This window comes from Azospira restricta (genome assembly GCF_016858125.1).
GTDB lineage: Bacteria > Pseudomonadota > Gammaproteobacteria > Burkholderiales > Rhodocyclaceae > Proximibacter > Proximibacter restrictus.
In genome coordinates, this window is sequence record NZ_CP064781.1 from 3,043,477 (window position 1) to 3,064,108 (window position 20,632).

16 protein-coding genes are annotated in these 20,632 nt (G+C 69.3%); 13 read left to right on the plus strand and 3 right to left on the minus strand.

The window, feature by feature from the left end; all coding sequences use genetic code 11:
• Positions 1–28: 28 nt before the first annotated feature.
• Entirely contained in the window at positions 29–5,143 is a 5,115-nt protein-coding gene (locus IWH25_RS14645) for a diguanylate cyclase (RefSeq protein ID WP_203386504.1), read from the plus strand.
• Between the two features lie 9 nt (positions 5,144–5,152).
• On the opposite strand, the gene IWH25_RS14650 is transcribed toward IWH25_RS14645, so the two are convergent.
• Positions 5,153–5,923, minus strand: coding sequence for a slipin family protein (locus tag IWH25_RS14650; protein WP_203386505.1), 771 nt, complete (start codon positions 5,921–5,923; stop codon positions 5,153–5,155).
• Entirely contained in the window at positions 5,920–7,269 is a 1,350-nt protein-coding gene (locus IWH25_RS14655) for an NfeD family protein (RefSeq protein WP_203386506.1), read from the minus strand. Before IWH25_RS14655 ends, IWH25_RS14650 begins: the two co-directional genes overlap by 4 nt.
• A gap of 226 nt (positions 7,270–7,495) precedes the next feature.
• Here IWH25_RS14655 and IWH25_RS14660 point away from each other — a divergent pair, with 226 nt between their 5' ends.
• Positions 7,496–9,058 carry a YiiX/YebB-like N1pC/P60 family cysteine hydrolase gene (locus IWH25_RS14660; protein WP_203386507.1) on the plus strand — a complete coding sequence of 521 codons (1,563 nt, stop codon included), beginning with the start codon at positions 7,496–7,498 and terminating at the stop codon, positions 9,056–9,058.
• Here IWH25_RS14660 and cysB read toward each other — a convergent pair.
• Entirely contained in the window at positions 9,053–9,994 is a 942-nt protein-coding gene (gene cysB, locus IWH25_RS14665) for an HTH-type transcriptional regulator CysB (protein ID WP_203386508.1), read from the minus strand. The two genes, IWH25_RS14660 and cysB, sit on opposite strands and share 6 nt — an antisense overlap.
• Positions 9,995–10,095: 101 nt before the next feature.
• Between cysB and IWH25_RS14670 the strand changes: the two genes are divergently transcribed.
• From IWH25_RS14670 to IWH25_RS14720, 11 genes are all read left to right on the plus strand, one after another.
• The gene (locus IWH25_RS14670) at positions 10,096–10,869 is read left to right on the plus strand and encodes a sulfite exporter TauE/SafE family protein (protein WP_203389270.1); all 774 of its coding nucleotides are present in this window, start codon (positions 10,096–10,098) and stop codon (positions 10,867–10,869) included.
• Positions 10,870–11,189: 320 nt separating this feature from the next.
• Positions 11,190–12,863, plus strand: coding sequence for a nitrite/sulfite reductase (locus tag IWH25_RS14675; protein ID WP_203386509.1), 1,674 nt, complete (start codon positions 11,190–11,192; stop codon positions 12,861–12,863).
• An 11-nt stretch (positions 12,864–12,874) separates the two neighbouring features.
• Positions 12,875–13,384 (plus strand): DUF934 domain-containing protein, encoded by a 510-nt coding sequence (locus tag IWH25_RS14680; RefSeq protein WP_203386510.1) that lies wholly within the window; start codon positions 12,875–12,877, stop codon positions 13,382–13,384.
• A 6-nt stretch (positions 13,385–13,390) separates the two neighbouring features.
• Positions 13,391–14,110 (plus strand): phosphoadenylyl-sulfate reductase, encoded by a 720-nt coding sequence (locus IWH25_RS14685; RefSeq protein WP_203386511.1) that lies wholly within the window; start codon positions 13,391–13,393, stop codon positions 14,108–14,110.
• 175 nt (positions 14,111–14,285) lie between these two features.
• The gene (locus tag IWH25_RS14690; RefSeq protein ID WP_203386512.1) at positions 14,286–14,522 is read left to right on the plus strand and encodes a DUF2789 domain-containing protein; all 237 of its coding nucleotides are present in this window, start codon (positions 14,286–14,288) and stop codon (positions 14,520–14,522) included.
• Positions 14,523–14,533: 11 nt separating this feature from the next.
• Positions 14,534–15,919, plus strand: a complete 1,386-nt coding sequence (fumC, locus tag IWH25_RS14695; RefSeq protein WP_203386513.1) for a class II fumarate hydratase — start codon at positions 14,534–14,536, stop codon at positions 15,917–15,919.
• Positions 15,920–16,030: 111 nt separating this feature from the next.
• Positions 16,031–16,975 (plus strand): sulfate adenylyltransferase subunit CysD, encoded by a 945-nt coding sequence (gene cysD, locus IWH25_RS14700; RefSeq protein ID WP_203386514.1) that lies wholly within the window; start codon positions 16,031–16,033, stop codon positions 16,973–16,975.
• A complete protein-coding gene (gene cysN / locus IWH25_RS14705; RefSeq protein WP_203386515.1) occupies positions 16,975–18,252 on the plus strand; it encodes a sulfate adenylyltransferase subunit CysN in 1,278 nt (425 codons plus the stop codon). The genes cysD and cysN overlap by 1 nt, the downstream gene beginning before the upstream one ends.
• 104 nt (positions 18,253–18,356) lie before the next feature.
• Complete coding sequence (locus IWH25_RS14710; protein WP_203386516.1) at positions 18,357–18,758, plus strand: hypothetical protein; 402 nt, start codon at positions 18,357–18,359, stop codon at positions 18,756–18,758.
• Between the two features lie 91 nt (positions 18,759–18,849).
• Positions 18,850–19,626: a ferredoxin--NADP reductase gene (locus tag IWH25_RS14715; RefSeq protein WP_203386517.1), complete on the plus strand. Its 777-nt coding sequence runs from the start codon at positions 18,850–18,852 to the stop codon at positions 19,624–19,626.
• A 105-nt stretch (positions 19,627–19,731) separates the two neighbouring features.
• Positions 19,732–20,628, plus strand: coding sequence for a recombination-associated protein RdgC (locus IWH25_RS14720; RefSeq protein WP_203386518.1), 897 nt, complete (start codon positions 19,732–19,734; stop codon positions 20,626–20,628).
• Positions 20,629–20,632: the final 4 nt, after the last annotated feature.

A 20,632-nucleotide genomic window follows, 5' to 3' on the forward strand; every position in this document is an offset into this window, starting at 1 on the left:
GCGCGGCGCCGGAAGGGAGGGAGCGGGCATGGCGGCGCTAGACGATTCCGGCTTCCGGCTCGACGAGAAGCTGCACGACGACCGGCAGACGCGCGTCTACCGGGCGCGCCGCAGCGTCGACGACTGCCCGGTCGTGCTCAAGATCCTCAGCGACGAACAGCCGCTCTCCGAGGCGATCCCGCGCTACCGCCGCGAGTACGAGATCACCCGCTCGCTGGGCGGCATCGACGGCGTGATCAAGGTCTACGACCTGGTCGAGGTGCATGGTTCGCTGATGATCGTCGAGGAGGACATCGGCGCCGAGTCGCTCGACCGCGTGCTGGCGCGCGCGCGCCCCGACCTCGCGCAGGCGCTGGCGCTCGCCGTGCGCATCGCGCACATCCTCGGCGAGGTGCACCAGCACAGCGTCATCCACAAGGACCTCAATCCGGCCAACATCGTCTGGAACCCGGTGAGCGGCGAACTGCGCCTGATCGACTTCGGCATCGCTTCGCAGCTCTCGCAGGAGCAGCAGGAGTTCCAGAGCCCGACGCAGCTCGAGGGCACCCTCGCCTACACCTCGCCGGAGCAGACCGGGCGGGTGAACCGCAAGCTGGACTACCGCTCCGACCTCTACTCCCTCGGCGTCACGCTCTACGAGTTGTTCTGCGGCACGCTGCCGTTTCCGGCGCGGGAGGGGATCGAGCTGGTGCATGCGCACATCGCGCTGACGCCGCCGGCGCCGCACGAGGTCGATCCGCGCGTGCCGCCGGTCGTCTCCCGGATCGTCATGCGCCTGCTCGAGAAGATGGCCGACGACCGCTACCAGAGCGCCTGGGGGGTGAAGCACGACCTCGAGCGCTGCCTCGCCGAGCTGCGCGAGAAGGGTGGCATCGCCAGCTTCCCGCTCGGCGAGGGCGACATCCCGGTGCGCTTCCACATCCCGCAGAAGCTCTACGGGCGCGACCGCGAGGTGGCGGCGATCCTCGCCGCCTTCGACCGCGCCGCGGCCGGCGCCGCCGGCCTGCTGCTGGTCGAGGGCGCGCCCGGCGTCGGCAAGAGCGCGCTGGTGCACGAGGTGCACCAGCCGCTGACCGAGCGCCGCGGCAACTTCGTCGCCGGCAAGTTCGACCAGTACCAGCGCGACGTCCCGTTCTACGCCTGGACGCTGGCCTTCCAGGATTTCTGCCACCTGCTGCTGCAGGAGGACGAGGCGGCGCTGGCGCGCTGGCGGCAGCGCATCCTCACCGGCGTCGGCAGCCTCGGCCGCGTGCTCACCGACGTCGTGCCGTCGATCGAGCTGATCATCGGCAGGCAGCCGGAGGTGCCGCCGCTCGCCGGCGAGCAGGCGCTGAACCGGCTCAACTACGTCTTCGGCAACTTCATCAAGGCGATCAGCGTCGCCGAACATCCGCTGGTCGTCTTCGTCGACGACTGGCAGTGGGCCGACTCCGGCTCGCTGTCGCTGCTCCGCTTCATCCTCGGCAGCGGCCGCGGCGACCACCTGCTGGTGATCTGCGCCTACCGCGACAACGAGGTCGACGCGACCCACCCGCTCTCCACCGCGCTGGCCGAGATCGGCCGCAGCGACACGGCGGTCGAGACCATTCGCCTGCAGAACCTCGGCGCCGACGACGTCCGCCGACTGGTCGGCGACGCGCTCGGCGACGCGCCGGGGCTGCAGGACCTGGCCCGCCTCGCCTACGAGAAGACGCAGGGCAACGCCTTCTTCCTGGTGCAGCTGCTCAACGACCTGCACGAGCGCGCGGCGATCAGCTTCGACCGCAACCGCCGCTGCTGGTCGTGGAACCGGGCACAGATCGAGGCAGCCGGCATCGCCGACAACGTCGTCGGCCTGATGGCCGAACGCATCCGCAACCTGCCCGAGGCCACCCGGCGCGCGCTGATCTACGCCGCCTGCATCGGCGACCGCTTCCGCCTGACGACGCTGGCACGCATCCTCGACTGCCCGCCGCACTTCGTCGCCGACGACCTCGAACCGGCGCTGCAGGAAGGCATCCTCGACCCGCTCGGCTCGGGCTACCGCTTCGCGCGGCAGAAGGGCAACAGCGGGCTGGCGCACTACAAGTTCGTGCACGACCGCGTGCGCCAGGCCGCCTACGGGCTGGCCGGCGCCGACGCGAACGAGCGCGCGCACTACGAGATCGCCCGCCTCTGGCTCGACGAGTCGAGCATCGACGAGCAGGAACGCAACATCTTCGACATCGCCAACCAGTACAACGCCGGCCGGCGGCTGATCGACAGCCCGGCGCAGCGCGCCGAGCTGCTGGCGATCAACCTGCGCGCCGGCAAGCGGGCGAAGCAGGCCGCCGACCACGCGAGCGCGCTCAACTACTTGCGCAGCGCGCTCGAGCTGCGCGGCGACGACTGCTGGCGGGCGCGCCGCGAGCAGACCGCCGAGCTGCACCTGCTGGCCGCCGAAATGGCGCTGCTGTGCAAGGACTACGCGGCGATGGAGAGTTGGCTCGACGACTACCTCGCCCACGTCGGCGAGCCGCTGGCACAGGTCGGCGCACTGAAGATCCGGCTGCAGGCCTACGTCGCGCAGAACCGGCTGGCGGAGGCGGTCGACGTCGGCCTGCACGCGCTCGGCCTGCTCGGCACCGCGCTGCCGCGCCGGCCGGGCAAGCTGCGCGTCGCGGCGCGCCTGGTCGAGACGCGGCTGGCGATCAAGCGCCGCTCCTTCACCGACCTCTATGTGCTGCCGGCGATGACCGACCCGCAGCGGCTGGCGACGATGGAGCTGCTCGGCCTGCTGCTGCCGCCGGCCTACTGGACCTCGCAGGGACTGCTGGCGCTGGTGGTGTTCCAGATGGTGCGCGAGACGCTCGCCCACGGCTACTCGCCGAACGCCGGCTATGGCCTCTCCTGGTGGGGGATCACCGAAAGCGCGCTGCTCGGCAACATCGACGCCGGCGCCGTCTTCGGCGAGTTCGCCATCGAGCTCGCGCGCAAGCACCAGCTGAAGCTGCAGCAGCCGCTGTTCTTCGCCGGCTGGATCGTCCACAAGTACAAGCACCCGCTGCGTGAGTCGCTGCCGCTGCTCGAGCAGGCCTATGCCGTCTCGCTCGAGAAGGGCGACTTCGAGTACGCCTCCTACGCCCGCAACAACCAGATGCAGATGCTGTTCCACTGCGGCAACAAGCTCGACGAGCTGCTGCCGGAGATGGCCCAGGCGCACCGCGACCTGCTCCGCTTCCAGGTCGGCTCCTCGCTCTACTGGCACGACATCTGGTGGCAGACGGCGCAGAACTTCGTCGCCGCCCCCGACCCGGTCGACGTGCTCGCCGGCCCGGCCTACGACGAGGCAGTGTCGCTGCCGCAGCACCTCAAGGTCGATGACCACAGCACGCTGTTCCTGCTCTACTGCGCGAAGACGATGCTCGCCGTCTTCTTCAACGAACCCCGGCGCGCGCTCGCCCACGTCAGCGAGGCGCGGCGGCGCCTGGGCGGCGGCGCCGGCATGCACGCCGAGACGCTGTTCCATTTCTACGAGTCGCTGGCCCTGCTCGCCGACGCCGACGGCCGCAGCTACCAGCACCAGCTGCGCGTCCTGCAGCAGGTCGAGCGCAACCAGAAGAAGCTCGCGCGCTGGGCCGACCACGCGCCTTCGAACCACCGCCAGCACTGGTGCCTGGTCGAGGCCGAGCGTCTGCGCGTGGTCGGCAATCCGGAGGGCGCCACCGGCCACTACGAGCAGGCGATCGATGCCGCGCGCGACGGCGGCTTCGTCCACGAGGAGGCACTCGCCTGCGAGCTGGCCGCCCGCTTCCAGCGCCGGCAGCGGCGCGAGCGGCTGGCCAGCTACTACCTGCGCCAGGCGCTGCAGCTCTACGAGCGCTGGGGATGTGCCGGCAAGGTCGCGCAGCTGCGTGCCCAGCACCCGATGGCGCTGCTGAACGTGGCGCAGGCAGGCAGCCAGCGGCGGGCGACGCAGACGCGGCTGCGCCGCTCGAGCTCGGCGCACGGCGGCGAGACCTTCGACCTGGAGGCGGTGACGCAGGCCTCGCAGGCGATCTCCAGCGAGATCGTCATCGACAACCTGGTGAAGACGCTGCTCAAGATCGTCATCGAGCACTCCGGCGCGCAGAAGGCGGTGCTCGTCCTCCGCCACGACGCCGAGCTGCGCATCGAGGCCACCGGCATCGCCGGCGCGACGATCGAGGTCCGCGTCGAAGCGCAGGCGCTCGACGCGCCCGACCACCCGCCGCTGCCGAGGACGCTGGTGCAGTATGTCGGGCGGGCGCTGAAGTCGGTGGTCATCGACGACGCGCGGGGGCAGACGCCGTTCTCGCGCGACCCCTACTTCCTGCGCGAGCACCCGGTATCGGTGCTGTGCGAACCGATCCTGCAGCAGGGCAAGCTGGTCGGCATGCTCTACCTGGAGAACAACCTGACCGCCGGCACCTTCACCGAGGCACGCCTGGAGCTGCTGCGCCTGCTTTCTGCGCAGGCGGCGATCTCGATCGAGAACGCCCGCCTCTACGGCGGCCTCGAGCGCAAGGTCGAAGAGCGCACGCAGAAGCTGCAGGATTCGCTGGCGACGCAGGAGCAGCTCAACGCCGAACTGCACGCGTCGAGCGTCAAGCTGGAAGCGGCCTACGCGCAACTGCACGAGGCCAACCGCCTGCTCGAGGAGCGCGCCAACACCGACGGCCTGACCGGGCTCGCCAACCGCCGCTACTTCGGCGAGCGGCTCGAGTACGAGGTCGGCCGCTGTGCGCGCGAGCAGCAGCCGCTGTCGCTGATCATCTGCGACCTGGACAACTTCAAGCGCTACAACGACCTCTACGGCCATGTCAGCGGCGACGAATGCCTGCGCCGGGCGGCGGCGATCAAGTCGGTGTTCGGCCGCAACACCGACCTCGTCGCCCGCTACGGCGGCGAGGAGTTCGTCATCCTGCTGCCGGCGACCGACTCGGTCGAGGCGGTGCGCATGGGCGAACGCATGCGCACCACGGTCGCCGACCTCGGTATCGAGCACGGCGGCAACGCCGGCTTCGGCGTCGCCACCGTCAGCGTCGGCTGCTACACGCTGGTGCCGGCGCTCGGCACCGCGCACCAGGCGGTGATCGAGAGCGCCGATCGCGCGCTCTACGTCGCCAAGGGGCGCGGCCGCAACTGCCTGGTCAGCCTCGAGTAGCCGCCGCGCTCAGCCGCCGGAACGCGCCGCAGCCAGCTTCGACAGTGCCTCCATCAGGTCCACCGGCATCGGGAAGACGATCGTCGACGACTTGTCGCCGGCGATGTTGGTCAGCGTCTGCAGGTAGCGCAACTGCATCGCCTGCGGCGACTGCGCCAGCACGCGCGCCGCCTCGAGCAGCTTTTCCGAGGCCTGCAGCTCGCCCTCGGCGTGGATCACCTTCGCCCGCCGCTCGCGCTCGGCCTCGGCCTGGCGGGCGATCGCGCGCACCATCGACTCGTTGATGTCGACGTGCTTGATCTCGACGTTGGCCACCTTGATCCCCCACGAGTCGGTCTGCGTGTCGAGGATCTGCTGGATGTCGGCATTCAGCCGCTCGCGCTCGGCGAGCATGTCGTCGAGCTCGTGCTTGCCGAGCACCGAGCGCAGCGTCGTCTGCGCCAGCTGCGAGGTCGCCTCGAAGAAGTTGGCGACGTGGATGATCGCCTTCTGCGGATCGACGACGCGGAAATAGACCACCGCGTTCACCTGCACCGAAACGTTGTCGCGCGAGATCACGTCCTGGCTCGGCACGTCCATCACCACCAGGCGCAGGTCGACGCGCACCATCTGCTGGATGCCCGGGACGACGAGGATGATCCCCGGTCCCTTGACCTTCCAGAAGCGCCCGAGCAGGAAGACGACGCCGCGCTCGTATTCGCGCAGGATGCGCACGCTCGCCGCCGCCAGCGCGATCAGCAGCACGACGGCACCGGCCCAGCCGAAATCCCAGATGATCATGACTGTTCTCCTTTGTCTCCCGGTTCGACGATCAGGGTCAGCCCGTCGACGGCGACGATCCTGGCCCGCTCCCCGCGCGCCAACGGCCTGCTGCTGCGCGCCTGCCAACGCTCGCCGGCGGCGAGCACCCAGCCTTCCCGCGTGAAGTCCTGCAAGGCCTCGACGCTCATCCCGGCCATCGCTTCGACCCCGCTCACCGTCGGCCGCCGCCGCGCGCGCAGCGCGAAGGCGCCGATGCCGGCGAGCACCAGCGCGCTCGCCGCGGCGAGCGGCACGACCAGCGCCAGCGACACTTCCAGCCCCGGCACCTCGCCGTCGATCAGCATCACCGCGCCGGCGACGAAGGCGACGATGCCGCCGACGCCGAAGGCGCCGAAGCTGGGCATGAAGGCCTCCGCCGCCATCAGCGCGATGCCGAGCAAGAGCAGCAGTGCGCCGGCGGCGTTGATCGGCAGCATCGCCAGCGCGTAGAGCGCGAGCAGGAGGCAGATCGCGCCGACGATGCCGGAGACGCCGAAGCCCGGCGTATACAGTTCGAAGAGCAGACCATAGACGCCGAGCATGAGCAGGATCAGCGCGATGTTCGGGTCGGCGACCGCGGCCAGCAGCCGCTCCTGCCAGTTGCGTTCGACCGTGACGACGGCGGCGCCGGTCAGCGCCAGCGTCTTCTCGCCGGCGGCGAGCGCGATCCGGCGGCCATGCGCCTGGCGCAGCAGCTCGGGCAGGTCGGCGGCGACCAGGTCGATCACCTTGTCGCGCAGCGCCTCGTCGGCGGACAGGCTTTCCGCCTCGCGCACCGCCCGCTCGGCCCAGGCGACGTTGCGCCCGCGCAATTGCGCCAGGCTGCGCAGGTAGGCTGCGGCATCGTGCGTCGCCTTCTTCTCCATCGCGCTGCCGGCGGCGCCCTTCTCCGTCTTCTCGCCCTTCCCGTCGTCCGGCTTGGCGCCGGGCCGCGCCGCCTCGCCGCCGATGCCGATCGCCACCGGCGTCGCCGCGCCGAGGTTGGTCCCCGGCGCCATCGCCGCGAGATGGCTGGCATAGAGCAGGTAGGTGCCGGCGCTCGCCGCGCGCGCGCCGGCGGGCGCCACCCAGACGGCGACCGGCACCGGCGACGCGAGGATGCCCTGGATCATCTCGCGCATTGCCGTATCGAGCCCGCCGGGAGTGTCGAGCTTGAGCACCAGCAACTCGGCGCCGCTCTTCTGCGCGTCGCCGAGCGCGCGCAGGAAGTAGCCGGCGCTGGCCGGACTGATCGCCCCATGGATTTCGGCGAGCTTCACCGTCGCCGCGGCAGCCGCGACGGGCAACAGCAACAGCATGACGGCGAGGGCAAGCAGGCGTTTCATCGTTCCTCCCGCGGCGGCAGCGAGGCGTACCGGTCAATGGTTTGGACACGGCGCCGGCGATATCGATCGCGCGGCAGCGCCAAGTCTCGCCCAATAATGACACCAGCCTAGGATTTCGGCAAAATCCGGGCACCCGCCGCGGCGGGAACGACGGTGGCCGCAACGACCGGCCGCCGCGCCGACAACCGCGATCCGGACAATCGCGAAGCCAGGGAAGGAGATCCTCGTGCGCCACTTTGCCGCCGCGCTCGCCGCGCTGCTCGTCGCCACCCCCGCCGTCGCCGACCCCGCCCAGGCGACGCCGAAACCGCTGGTGTCCTACGACCCCGCCCGCTGCGAGGCGCACGCCCGCGAGCACCACGCCGGCGCATCGTTCGCCGAGCGGCAGCGGGCGCTGGAAGGCGAGCTGCAGGACTACCTGCGCCTCGCCGAACAGGCGCTCGCCTTCCGCGCCGAAGGCATCCGCCTCTACCGCGAACTGAAGGCCAGGTCCGACGCCGGCGAACCGCTCTCCGGCGCCGACCTGAAGCGCCTCAACGAGGGCGCGGCGGCGCTGCTCGCGCAGCGCGAGGCGCTGCTGGCCGTAGCCGAGGCGCACGAATGCTGGATTTACCTGCCGCCGGCGAGCGACGGGCGGGAAGCCGGCCTGCGCGCGGCCGGCGTCGCGATGTCGCTGTCGGCGGCGCTGATCCTCTACGACAACTACCTGACGGCGATCGCCCCGTTCCGCGAGGACCACGAGTTCCGGCGCCACCTCAACCGCGCCGACAAGGGCTTCGACCTGCACGCCGGCACGCTCAACCGGATCACGATGAACTTCGCCTCGCCGGAAAACCGCGAGCGCACGCGGCTCGCCCTCGAATGGTTCGAGCGCCACGGGCGCGCGCTCGACCCGGCGCCGTCCGAGCACTACCGCTACCTGGTGCGCTCGATCGAGCAGAGCCCGTCGCTGCAGCTGGTGCGCCGCAGCAGCCTGCTCGGCCAGCTCGGCAAACCGCTCGAACTGCTCGGCACGCTGACCGTCGACAGCCTGTTTGCGCTGAAGAACGAGGGCACCAACCTGACCAGCCTGCTCTTCGGCAACACCATCGGCCTGGTCGAGACCCGCCGCGGCAAGCTCCACGGCCGGGCGGAGGTCGCCCGCAGCGTCGGCGACCGGCTGCGCGCCGGCGACATCCTGCTCGAGAAGACGCCGTTCCGCCTCACCGACGTGTTCATTCCCGGCCACTGGGGACACGCCGCTATCTGGGTCGGCGGCGAGGCCGAACTGCGCGCGCTGGGCATCTGGGAGCACCCGGTGGTGCGCCCGCACCAGGCGGCGATCCGCGACGGGCGGGGCGTCGTCGAGGCGCTGCGCTCGGGGGTCGAGATGAACACGCTGGCGCACTTCCTGAACGTCGACGACCTCGCCGTGCTGCGCGAGGAGGCGGACGACGCGACGCGGCGGGCGGAGATCGTGCTGCACACGCTGCGTCAGGTGGGCAAGGCCTACGACTTCAACTTCGACGCCGAGACGACGCACCGCGTGTTCTGTTCGAAGCTGGTCTATCTCGCCTACGGCGACCTGCAGTGGCCGACCTCGCGCATGCTCGGCCGGGTCACCGTCAGCCCCGACAACATCGCTGCACGGGCGACCGGCGACGGGCCGCTCGCGGTCGTGGTGCTCTATCGCGAAGGCGAGGAGGTCGGCGACGCGCCGCGGCAGGCGATGGAACAGCTGATCGTCGCCGAGCGCCTGGCGCTGGCGCGGCGCGAGCAGGCGCGCGGCGGCGCCGACCGCGACCTATAGCTGGTACTCGTCGCCGCCGCCGGCGAGCGCCATGTCGACTGCCTTCTTCGTCAGGTGCGGCGCGAAGTGGGCGATGAAGTCGTATTCGTAGCGGCGCAGGTAGCTGCCGCGGCGCAGGCCGAGGCGGGTGGTGTTGGAACCGAACAGGTGCTCGGCGTCGAGCGCGACCAGCCCGGCGTCGCGCACCGGGTCGAAGGCCATGCGGGCGATGATGCCGAGCCCGAGGCCGAGGCTCACGTAGGTCTTGATCACGTCGGCGTCGATCGCGGCGAGCACGACGTTGGGCGAAAGGCCGGCACGCTCGAAGGCGCGGTTGATGCGCGAGCGGCCGGAGAAGGCCGGGTCGTAGGTGACCAGCGGCCACTTCGCCAGCGACGACAGCGACAGCCCCTTCTCCTTCAGGATCGGGTGCCCCTCCGGCGCAATCACCGCGTGCGCCCACTGGTGGCAGGGCAGCGTGATCAGCGCCGGGTACTGGTCGAGCGATTCGGTGGCGATCGCCAGGTCGGCCTCGCCGGACAGGGTCCATTCGGCGATCTGCGTCGGGCTGCCCTGATGCAGCGTCAGCCGCACCTTCGGCCAGCGCTCGAGGAAGCGGCTGACCACCGCCGGCAGCGCGTAGCGCGCCTGCGTGTGCGTGGTGGCGATGTTCAGGCTGCCGGCGTCCTCGCCGGCGTATTCCTCGCCGACACGACGGAGGTTCTCGGCCTCGCGCAGGATGCGCTGCGAGATCTCGAGCACCGCCTTGCCCGGCTCGGTGACGCCGGTCAGCCGCTTGCCGCTGCGCTCGAAGACGGTGATGCCGAGTTCCTCCTCGAGCAGCCGGACCTGCTTGGAGACGCCGGGTTGCGAGGTGTGCAGCGCCTCGGCGGCTTCCGAGACGTTGAGCCCGCGGCGGGAGACCTCGACCAGATAGCGCAGTTGCTGAAGCTTCATGGCGGCACAAAAGAACGTTAGGTTATAACAATCTAACCCAATATTCTTTTTCATTCAATTTGCCGGTTGCTACCATGCCCCAACTCTTATTGCGGCGCGTCATGGACTGGCTCTATACCCTCTCAGGCTTCGCGGTCGGCGCCATCGTCGGCCTCACCGGCGTCGGCGGCGGCTCGCTGATGACGCCGCTGCTGGTGCTGCTGTTCGGCATCCACCCGGCAACCGCGGTCGGCACCGACCTGCTCTATGCGGCGATCACCAAGTCCGGCGGCACCGTCGTGCATGGCCGCAAGGGCCACATCGACTGGCAGATCGTCGGCCGGCTGGCCGCCGGCAGCATCCCGGCGGCGGCGATCACCATCCTCGTCCTCGCGCAGCTGCCCAAGCGCAGCGCCGAGATGACCCATCTGATCTCGGTCTCGCTCGGCGTCGCGCTGCTGCTGACCGCCTGCGCCATCATCTTCCGCAAGCGCATCCTCGACTATGCGCTGCGCCACGAGAACTCCTTCGTGCAGCGCCACCTCGGCCCGGTCACCGTCGCCGTCGGCGCGCTGCTCGGCGTGCTCGTCTCGATCTCCTCGGTCGGCGCCGGCGCGCTCGGCGTCGCCGCCCTCTTCTTCCTCTACCCGCACCTGCCGGCGGTGCGCATCGTCGGCAGCGACGTCGTGCACGCGGTGCCGCTGACGCTGGTCGCCGGCGTCGGCCACTGGTGGCTGGGCAGCGTCGACTGGGCGCTGCTCGGCGCGCTGCTGCTCGGCTCGCTGCCGGGAATCTGGGTCGGCAGCCACATTTCGGCCAAGGTTCCGGATAGAATCCTGCGCCCGATCCTCGCCAGCATGTTGGTGCTGATCGGTGCGAAACTGATCGGCAGTTAAGAGTGCCTAACGAAATGAAATCGCGTCCTGCGCCGGGTATTTTTCGGGATGCAGTGCAAGGCGCGGTGGCGAAGCTTGAGTCATTCTCAAGCGAGCCGCCGGAACGCCGCAATGCGCCCGAAAAATGCCCGGCCCTTCGGGTTGATGCGCATGGCGGCGCCCGCTTCGTTGCACGGCTAGCCGATGGAATAACCATCGGCTACGCCGCGCGCCTCGCGTTCGTCCGCCCTGCGCAACAACGCAGGCCGGTTTCATTTTGTTAGGCACTCTCAGCCGTCTGATACACCTATAAAGCTTCAACGAGCGAGGTTCCCCCGACCATGTACCGCTACGACCACTACGACCAGGCCCTCGTCGACGAGCGCGTCGCCCAGTTCCGCGACCAGGTTGCGCGCTGGAAAGCCGGCGAGCTCTCCGACGACGAGTTCCGCCCGCTGCGCCTGCAGAACGGCCTCTACGTGCAGCGCCACGCACCGATGTTCCGCATCGCCGTCCCCTACGGCATGTTGGCGTCGCGCCAGCTGCGCTGCCTCGCCCAGCTCGGCCGCCAGTACGACCGCGGCTACGGCCACTTCACGACGCGCCACAACCTGCAGTTCAACTGGCCGAAGATCGAGGATGTGCCGGAGATGCTCGCCGAGCTGGCCAAGGTGCAGATGCACGCGATCCAGACCTCGGGCAACTGCATCCGCAACATCACCACCGACCAGTTCGCCGGCGTCGCTGCCGACGAGATCCTCGATCCGCGCCCGCTGTGCGAGATCATGCGCCAGTGGAGCACCTTCCACCCCGAGTTCGCCTTCCTGCCGCGCAAGTTCAAGATCGCGGTAAACGGCGCCAGGGAAGACCGCGCGCTGACCTGGTTCCACGACATCGGCTTGCACATCGTGAAGACCGACGACGGCCTCGTCGGCTTCCGCGTCATCGTCGGCGGCGGCCTCGGCCGCACGCCGATCCGCGGCGAGGTGGTGCGCGAGTTCCTGCCCTGGCAGGACATCCTCAGCTACTGCGAGGCGATCATCCGCGTCTACAACCGCTACGGCCGCCGCGACAACGCCTACAAGGCACGCATCAAGATCCTCGTGCAAGCCCTCGGCGTCGAGGAGTTCGGCCGCCAGGTCGAGGCCGAATGGACGCACCTGAAGGGCGGCCCGGCGACCATCACCCAGGCCGAATACGACCGCGTCGCCGCCTGCTTCGCGCCGCCGGCGTACGCCACGCTGCCGGCGATCGACGAGGCCTTCGTGCAGCAGCAGGCCGAGTCGCTGCCCTTCGCCCGCTGGGTCGAGCGCAACGTGCGCCCGCACCGCGTGCCGGGCTACGCCGCGGTGACGTTGTCGCTCAAAAAACCGGGCACGGCACCGGGCGACGTCACTTCCGAGCAGATGGAAGCCGCCGCCGACCTCGCCGACAAGTACAGCTTCGGCGAACTGCGCGTCACCCACGAGCAGAACCTGGTGCTCGCCGACGTCGAGCAGCGCCGCCTGGTCGACTTCTGGCAGGAAGCCAAGGCTGCCGGTTTCGCCACCCCGAACATCGGGCTGCTCACCGACATGATCGTCTGCCCCGGCGGCGACTTCTGCGACCTCGCCAACGCCCGTTCGATCCCGGTCGCCAATGCCGTGCAGGCGCGCTTCGACGACCTCGACTACCTGTGGGACATCGGCGACATCGAACTCAACTTCTCCGGCTGCATGAACTCCTGCGGCCACCACCACGTCGGCAACATCGGCATCCTCGGCGTCGACAAGGGCAACGAGGAGTGGTACCAGATCACGCTCGGCGGCGAGCAGGGCAACGACGCGCAGCTGGGCAAGGTGATCGGCCCGTCGTTCGCGGCCGCCGACGTGCCCGACGTGATCGAGAAGATCATCCGTTTCTACATCGCCCAGCGGCAGGAAGACGAACGTTTCATCGACACCTTCCGCCGCCTCGGCGCCGATCCGTTCAAGATCGCCGTCTATGGCGACAAGGCGCGCCTGAAAGCCGCCTGAGGAGCACGACCATGACCACCATCATCAAGAACCGCCAGGCCGTCGCCGACGACTACACGCTGCTGACGCTGGCCGAAGGCGACGCCGCCGACACCGTCGCGCTGCCCGCCGGCCCGCTGCTGGTGCCGCTCGCCGTGTGGCAGGCGCGCCAGGCCGAACTGCAATCCCGCGGCACCCTGGTCGGCGTCTGGCTGGCCGCCGGCGAAGGCCCGGAGGCGATCGCCGGCGATCTCGCCGCGCTGCCGGTCGTCGGCGTGCATTTCCCGAAATTCGTCGACGGCCGCGGCTACTCGACCGCCCGCCTGCTGCGCGAACGCTACGCCTACCAGGGCGAAATCCGCGCCCTCGGCGACGTGCTGCACGACCAGCTGTTCCTGATGGCGCGCTGCGGCTTCGACGCCTTCGCGCTGAAGGAAGGCAAGGACGTCGCCAAGGCCGTCGCCGCCTTCGAGACCTTCAAGAACCCCTACCAGGCCGCGGTCGACCAGCCGCAGCCGCTGTTCCGCCGCCGCGCGGCCTGAGAAACCATGGCCATCAACCTCAACCTGACCGACGCGCTGATCGCCTCGACCGCCGACAAGGCGGAGAAGGCGAAAGCCCTGCTCGCCGAGATCGCCCGCGACTTCAGCCCGGCGACGTTTGCCAACAGCCTCGGCGCCGAGGACATGGTGCTGACCGACCTGATCGTCAAGGAGAAGCTCGCCATCGAGATCTTCTCGCTCGACACCGGCCGCCTGCCGCTGGAAACCTACGACCTGATGGCCAAGGTGCAGGAACACTACGGGCTGAAGCTGAAGATCTTCACGCCGCGCGCCGAGCTGCTCGAACCCTTCGTCCGCGAGAAGGGCATCAACGCCTTCTACGAGTCGGTCGACAACCGCAAGGGCTGCTGCCACATCCGCAAGGTCGAGCCGCTCTCGCGCGCGCTCGCTGGCAAAAAGGCGTGGATCACCGGCATGCGCGCGCAGCAGTCGGCGACGCGCGACGGCCTGCCCGTGCGCGCCTTCGACGCAGGCAACGGGCTGGAGAAGTTCAACCCGCTCGCCGACTGGAGCGAGAAGGAGGTCTGGGCCTACATCAAGCAGCACGGCGTCCCCTACAACGCGCTGCACGACCAGTTCTACCCGTCGATCGGCTGCGCCCCGTGCACGCGCGCGGTGACCCCCGGCGAGGACATCCGCTCCGGCCGCTGGTGGTGGGAGAACCCGGAGACCAAGGAGTGCGGGCTGCACCTGAAGAAGGCCTGAGCCTCTCCGCAGGCGCGCACGAAAACGCAACGGCGGCGATGCGCCCCGTTGCGTTTTTTCTTGCCGCGTCCGCCGCGCCGTGGACTGCCGCCGTCGAACTTCCGCCGCGATGCCGCCTCCAACCTCTGGCCGGCGGCTGCCGCAGGGACTATCCTGAGCCAAGGAGGTATCGACCATGGAACGACCCGTGCATGACCTGAGCCACCTCTTCGCCCAGCTCGGCGAAGCCAGCGACGAGGCGGCGATCGCCCGCTTCATCGAATCCCATCCGCTGCCCGGCGACATGCATCTGCACGAAGCCCCGTTCTGGAAGCCGGCGCAGTCGCGCTTCCTGCGCGAGGCGATCCTCGACGACGCCGACTGGGCCGAGGTCGCCGACGAGTTGAACCGCGAGCTGCACCTGCGCCACTAGCGGAGACGGCGATGGCCCGGCTGGAACACGACTCCTTCGGCGACATCGAGGTCGCCGACGAGCGGCTGTGGGGTGCGCAGACGCAGCGCTCGCTGCACCATTTCGCGATCTCCGACGAGCGCATGCCGGCCGAGCTGATCCATGCGCTGGCACTGGTGAAGGCCGCCGCCGCCGCGGTCAACCGCGACCTCGGCCTGCTGCCGGCGGCGAAGGCGGCGGCCATTGTTGCCGCCGCCAACGAGGTCGCCGACGGCCGCCATGCCGACGAGTTCCCGCTGTCGGTGTGGCAGACCGGCTCCGGCACGCAGACCAACATGAACATCAACGAGGTGCTCGCCAACCGCGCCTCGGAACTGCTCGGCGGGCCGCGCGGCAAGGGCCGCCTGGTGCACCCGAACGACGAGGTGAACCGCGGCCAGTCGTCGAACGACATCTTCCCGACCGCGATGCACGTCGCCGCCGCGAGCGCCGTCACCGAGCGCCTGATGCCGGCGCTGGCACGGCTGACCGCGGCGCTCGACGACAAGGCCAACGCCTTCGCCGGCATCGTCAAGATCGGCCGCACGCACCTGCAGGACGCGACGCCGCTGACGCTGGGCCAGGAGTTCTCCGGCTACGTCGCGCAGCTGCGGCACGCGGCGGCGGCGATCGCCGCCGCGCTGCCGGCGCTGTACCAGCTGGCGGTCGGCGGCACCGCGGTCGGCACCGGTCTCAACGCGCATCCGGAGTTCGGCGCCCGTGTCGCCGCCGCGCTCGCGGCGCGCACCGGCCTGCCCTTCGCCGCCGCCGGCAACCGCTTCGCCGCGCTCGCCGGGCACGACGCGCTGGTCGCCGCGCACGGCGCACTGAAGACGCTGGCGACGGCGCTGTTCAAGATCGCCAACGACGTGCGCTGGCTGGCCTCCGGCCCGCGCTCCGGGCTCGGCGAGCTGAGGCTGCCGGAGAACGAGCCGGGCAGCTCGATCATGCCGGGCAAGGTCAACCCGACGCAGTGCGAAGCGCTGACCATGCTCTGCTGCCAGGTGCTCGGCAACGACGTCGCGATCGGCGTCGCCGGCGCTTCCGGCAACTTCGAGTTGAACGTCTTCAAGCCGGTGATCGCGCACAACTTCCTGCAGAGCGTCCGCCTGCTCGCCGACGGCATGGCCAGCTTCGAGCGGCACTGCGTGCGCGGCATCGAGGCGCAGCGCGAACGCATCGCCGAGCTGGTCGAACGTTCGCTGATGCTGGTCACCGCGCTGACGCCGCACATCGGCTACGACAAGGCCGCCGAGATCGCCCACCGGGCGGACCGGGAGGGGACCACGCTGAAGGAGGCGGCGCTGGCGCTGGGCTACGTGAGCGCCGCGCAGTACGACGAATGGGTGGTGCCGGCGGCGATGACCGGGCCGCACTGAGCGGCGGCATTATTCCGGTCGGACATAACGGGATTCGCAATTGTTCTAAAAAGGGCATTTAGCCCTTGCTACAATGCCGCCATTCGCATTTCGTCTCCGGATTCCCGCGCAATGACCCAAACCCGCACCCTGTCGAAAACAACGCTCAGCCACCTCGACTGGCTGGAAGCCGAAGCCATCCACATCATGCGCGAGGTCGCCGGCCAGTGCGCGAACCCGGTGCTGCTGTTCTCCGGCGGCAAGGATTCGATCTGCATGCTGCGCATCGCCGAGAAGGCCTTCCGCCCCGGCAAGTTCCCGTTCCCGCTGATGCACATCGACACCGGCCACAATTACCAGGAAGTCGTGCAGTTCCGCGACAAGCGCGCCGCCGAGCTGGGCGAGCGGCTGATCGTGCGCTCGGTCGAGGATTCGATGAAGCGCGGCACCGTCGTGCTGAAGCATCCGGGCGAATCGCGCAACAAGCACCAGTCGGTGACGCTGCTCGAAGCGATCGAGGAATTCGGCTTCGACGCCTGCATCGGCGGCGCCCGCCGCGACGAGGAGAAGGCGCGCGCCAAGGAGCGGATCATGAGCTTCCGCGACGAGTTCGGCCAATGGGACCCGAAGAACCAGCGCCCGGAACTGTGGAACCTGTACAACGCCCGCTCGCACAAGGGCGAGAACATCCGCGCCTTCCCCATCTCGAACTGGACCGAGATGGACGTCTGGCAGTACATCGAGCGCGAGCAGCTGGAGCTGCCGTCGATCTACTTCGCGCACAAGCGCCCGGTCGTGCTGCGCCAGGGCGCGATCGTCCCGGTCAACGTGCCGCTGATGAGCGGCGAGCTGACCAACCTGCCGAAGGCCGGCGAGGAGATCGTCGAGCTGCAAGTGCGCTTCCGCACCGTCGGCGACATCTCGTGCACGGCGCCGGTCGAGTCGGACGCCGACACCGTCGCCAAGATCGTGCTCGAAACCGCCACCACCACCATCACCGAACGCGGCGCCACGCGGCTGGACGACCAGACCTCCGAGGCCTCGATGGAACAACGCAAGAAAGAGGGTTACTTCTGATGTCCGCCATGGAAAATCTGCCCGTCGACAACGGCCTGCTCCGTTTCCTCACCTGCGGCAGCGTCGATGACGGCAAGAGCACGCTGATCGGGCGGCTCCTGTTCGACACCAAGACCATCCTTGCCGACACGCTGTCGGCGATCGAGCGCACTTCGCAGAAGCGCGGCATGGAAGCCGTCGACCTGTCGCTCTTGACCGACGGCCTGCAGGCCGAGCGCGAACAGGGCATCACCATCGACGTCGCCTACCGCTACTTCTCGACCGGCACGCGCAAGTACATCATCGCCGACGCACCGGGCCACGAGCAGTACACGCGCAACATGGTCACCGCCGCGTCGACCGCCAACCTGGCGATCATCCTGATCGACGCCAGGAAGGGCGTGCTGACGCAGACCCGCCGCCATTCCTACCTGGCGCACCTGGTCAACATCCCGCACCTGATCGTCGCCGTGAACAAGATGGACCTGGTCGATTACGACCAGACCACCTTCGAGAAGATTCGTGCCGACTACCTGGCCTTCGCCGAGAAGCTCGGCATCGAAGACATCCGCTTCATCCCGATGTCGGCGCTGAACGGCGACATGGTCGTCGACCGCGGCGACCGCCTCGGCTGGTACCAGGGCCCGACGCTCTTGGACGTGCTCGAGACCGCGCCGGCCGCGCACAGCGAGAAGGCCGAGAAATTCCGCTTCCCGGTGCAGTACGTCTGCCGCCCGCAGGACTCGGCCAACCCCGAGCTGCACGACTACCGCGGCTTCATGGGCCGCGTCGAGTCGGGCGAGATCGCCGCCGGCGACGAGGTCACCGTGCTGCCGTCGGGCCTCGCCACCCGCGTCAAGGCCATCGAGCTCTACGGCCAGCCGCTGACGCACGCGGTCTCCGAGCAGTCGGTGACGATCCTGCTGGCCGACGAGATCGACATCTCGCGCGGCGACATGATCGTCAAGACCAGCGAAGCGCCGGAACCGAAGAAGCAGATCGAGGCGATGGTCTGCTGGCTTTCGGAGACACCGATGGACCGTGCGCGGAAGTACCTGATCCGCCACACCACGCGCGACTCGAAGGCGATGGTCGCCGGCATCGAGTACCGCGTCGACATCAACACGATGGAATGGGTGCCGGCCGACAAGCTGGCGATGAACGACATCGCCAAGGTCGCCTTCAAGCTGGCGCAGCCGATCTTCTGCGACCCCTACGCTGAGAACCGTGCCAGCGGCGCCTTCATCGTCATCGACGAATCGACCAACAACACCGTCGGCGCCGGCATGATCGTCTGAGCGGCCGCGCCCCGCCCTTGCCTGCGGCATGCGCCGTCGTCCCCGCGGACGGCAGCGCATGCTGCGGTGCTTTCGGCGCCGCGATTTCCGGCTAGAATCGGATCATGATCCGCGCCACCTTCCAGCTCCTCCGCGACGTCGGCCACGACCTGGTCGAGACCGTGCGCTGGTTTTTTTCGCCGGATGCCTGGCGCATCCTGATCATCGTGCTCGCCAGCATCGGCATGCTGGTCGCCCTCGGCTACGTCGCGATCCACAACTACGACTACTCGCGCGAGGTGTTCGCGCGCTGCCCGACGAACAAGAACCTCATCTTCATCGCCGAGTTCTTCTCCTTCGCCTTCTTCGCGCTGTTCTCGTTGACCGCGGTCGGCGAGATGGTGAACTGGGTCGACGCCAAGCGCCGCGGCGAGGCACCGGGCCGGCTCACCGTCTTCTTCACCTACAGCGCGCTGGCGATCGCCTGCGGCACGACGGCGCTGGCGCTGATCGTCCGCTGCGCCTGAATCCTCTGCGCCCGCCAGCTCCCCGGCGGGGAACTTTGCGCGGCGATTCCCGACTATTTTGCTAAGGTACGAAACGCTTGCGGAGGTCGCGATGACGGCGGAATCAGACCGGTACACGCGGGAAACGATCACCGCGATCCACCGCTGGGCGCCCGACCTGTTCACGTTCCGCATCAGCCGGCCGGCAGGCTACGCCTTCGTCGCCGGGCAGTACGGGCGGCTCGGTTTCGCCGCCGGCGACGACATCGTCTGGCGCCCGTATTCGATGGTCTGCGCCCGCGCCGCGGCCGAGCTCGAGTTCTACTCGATCATCGTTCCCGGCGGCGCCTTCAGCACGCGGCTCGCCGCCGCACGCGTCGGCAACGAGATTCTCGTCGACCGCCGCAGCTTCGGCTTTTTGACGCTGGACGCCTTCGCCGACGGCCGCGACCTGTGGCTGCTGGCGAGCGGCACCGGGCTCGGCCCCTTCGTCGCCATCCTGCGCGAGCCGGAATGCTGGCGACGCTTCGCGCGGCTGATCGTCGTGCACAGCGTGCGTACCGGCCGCGAGCTGGCCTACCGCGAGACGATCGCCGAACTGGCGGCGTCGCCGCCCGCAAACGGCGCGCCGGCGGCGACGCTGCGCTACCTGCCGGTGGTGACGCGGGAAACGGTAGACGGCGCGCTCGGCGAACGGGTCACGACGCTGCTCGCCGACGGCCGGCTGGAGCAACACGCCGGCGCGACGATCGACGCCGCGAATTCGCGCATCATGGTCTGCGGCAACCCGGACCTGGCCAAGGCCCTGCGTGCGCAGCTGACCGCGCGCGGACTCGCGGTCGGCCACCGCGGCGTGCCGGGGCAGCTCGCCTTCGAGAACTACTGGTAGGCCGACGGCGACACGCCCCGATGCATGCCAATTGCCGCTTGCATCGGCGGGAGGGAGCCCCTAAGCTGCGCGCCTCGATCAATTCTCCACGCCCCGGATCGCCCCATGTGGTTCAAGAACCTTCATCTCTACCGTCTGCCCAAACCCTGGAACATCACCGCCGCCGAGCTCGAAGCGCAGCTCGACCGCCATGCGCTGCAAGCCTGCGGCGCCAGCGACGCGCAAAGCACCGGCTGGGTGCCGCCGCGCACCGGCGCACCGCTGCTGCACAGCGTTAACCGCCAGCACCTGCTGGCGCTCGGCATCGAGCAGAAGCTGCTGCCGACCTCGGTGGTCAAGCAGTTCGCCGACGACCGCGCGCGCGAGATCGCCGACGCCGAGGGGCGCAAGGTCGGGCGCAAGGAGATGCGCGAGATCCGCGAGGAAATGCGGCTGCAGCTGCTGCCGCGCGCCTTCGTCCGCCGCCGCACGACCTGGGGCTGGATCGATCCGGTCAACGGCTGGCTGGCGGTCGATGCCGGCGCCGCCGGCAAGGCCGAGGAGTTCGTCGAGCAGCTGCGCAAGTCGCTCGACAAGCTGCCGGCGAAGCCGCTCCGCGTCGTCCGCTCGCCGTCGGCGGCGATGACCGGCTGGCTGGCCGACGGCGACGCGCCGGCGGGCTTCACGCTCGACCAGGACCTCGAGCTGCGCTCGCCGGAGCAGGCCCGCGTGCGCTACGTGAAGCACGCGCTCGAAGGCGCGGAGATCCGCCAGCACATCGCCGGCGGCAAGACCGCGACCAAGCTGGCGATGACCTGGAACGACCGCATCTCCTTCGTGCTGACCGAGGACCTGCAGCTCAAGCGGCTGGCGTTCCTCGACCTGCTCAAGGAAGAAAGCGAGCAGCAGTCGGACGATGCGGACGAGCGCTTCGACCTCGACTTCGCGCTGATGAGCGGCGAGGTCGCGCGCCTGCTCGACGACCTGGTCGAGGCGCTCGGCGGCGAGGTCGCCGCCGACTGAAGAC

Coding starts and splice junctions, on each gene's coding strand:
- IWH25_RS14675 (WP_203386509.1), top strand. CDS start 11,190: ATGTACCGCTACGACCACTACGACCAGGCCCTCGTCGACGAGCGCGTC.
- IWH25_RS14650 (WP_203386505.1), bottom strand. CDS start 5,923: ATGATCATCTGGGATTTCGGCTGGGCCGGTGCCGTCGTGCTGCTGATC.
- IWH25_RS14685 (WP_203386511.1), top strand. CDS start 13,391: ATGGCCATCAACCTCAACCTGACCGACGCGCTGATCGCCTCGACCGCC.
- IWH25_RS14645 (WP_203386504.1), top strand. CDS start 29: ATGGCGGCGCTAGACGATTCCGGCTTCCGGCTCGACGAGAAGCTGCAC.
- cysB (WP_203386508.1), bottom strand. CDS start 9,994: ATGAAGCTTCAGCAACTGCGCTATCTGGTCGAGGTCTCCCGCCGCGGG.
- cysD (WP_203386514.1), top strand. CDS start 16,031: ATGACCCAAACCCGCACCCTGTCGAAAACAACGCTCAGCCACCTCGAC.
- IWH25_RS14670 (WP_203389270.1), top strand. CDS start 10,096: ATGGACTGGCTCTATACCCTCTCAGGCTTCGCGGTCGGCGCCATCGTC.
- fumC (WP_203386513.1), top strand. CDS start 14,534: ATGGCCCGGCTGGAACACGACTCCTTCGGCGACATCGAGGTCGCCGAC.
- IWH25_RS14715 (WP_203386517.1), top strand. CDS start 18,850: ATGACGGCGGAATCAGACCGGTACACGCGGGAAACGATCACCGCGATC.
- IWH25_RS14655 (WP_203386506.1), bottom strand. CDS start 7,269: ATGAAACGCCTGCTTGCCCTCGCCGTCATGCTGTTGCTGTTGCCCGTC.
- cysN (WP_203386515.1), top strand. CDS start 16,975: ATGTCCGCCATGGAAAATCTGCCCGTCGACAACGGCCTGCTCCGTTTC.
- IWH25_RS14710 (WP_203386516.1), top strand. CDS start 18,357: ATGATCCGCGCCACCTTCCAGCTCCTCCGCGACGTCGGCCACGACCTG.
- IWH25_RS14720 (WP_203386518.1), top strand. CDS start 19,732: ATGTGGTTCAAGAACCTTCATCTCTACCGTCTGCCCAAACCCTGGAAC.
- IWH25_RS14690 (WP_203386512.1), top strand. CDS start 14,286: ATGGAACGACCCGTGCATGACCTGAGCCACCTCTTCGCCCAGCTCGGC.
- IWH25_RS14680 (WP_203386510.1), top strand. CDS start 12,875: ATGACCACCATCATCAAGAACCGCCAGGCCGTCGCCGACGACTACACG.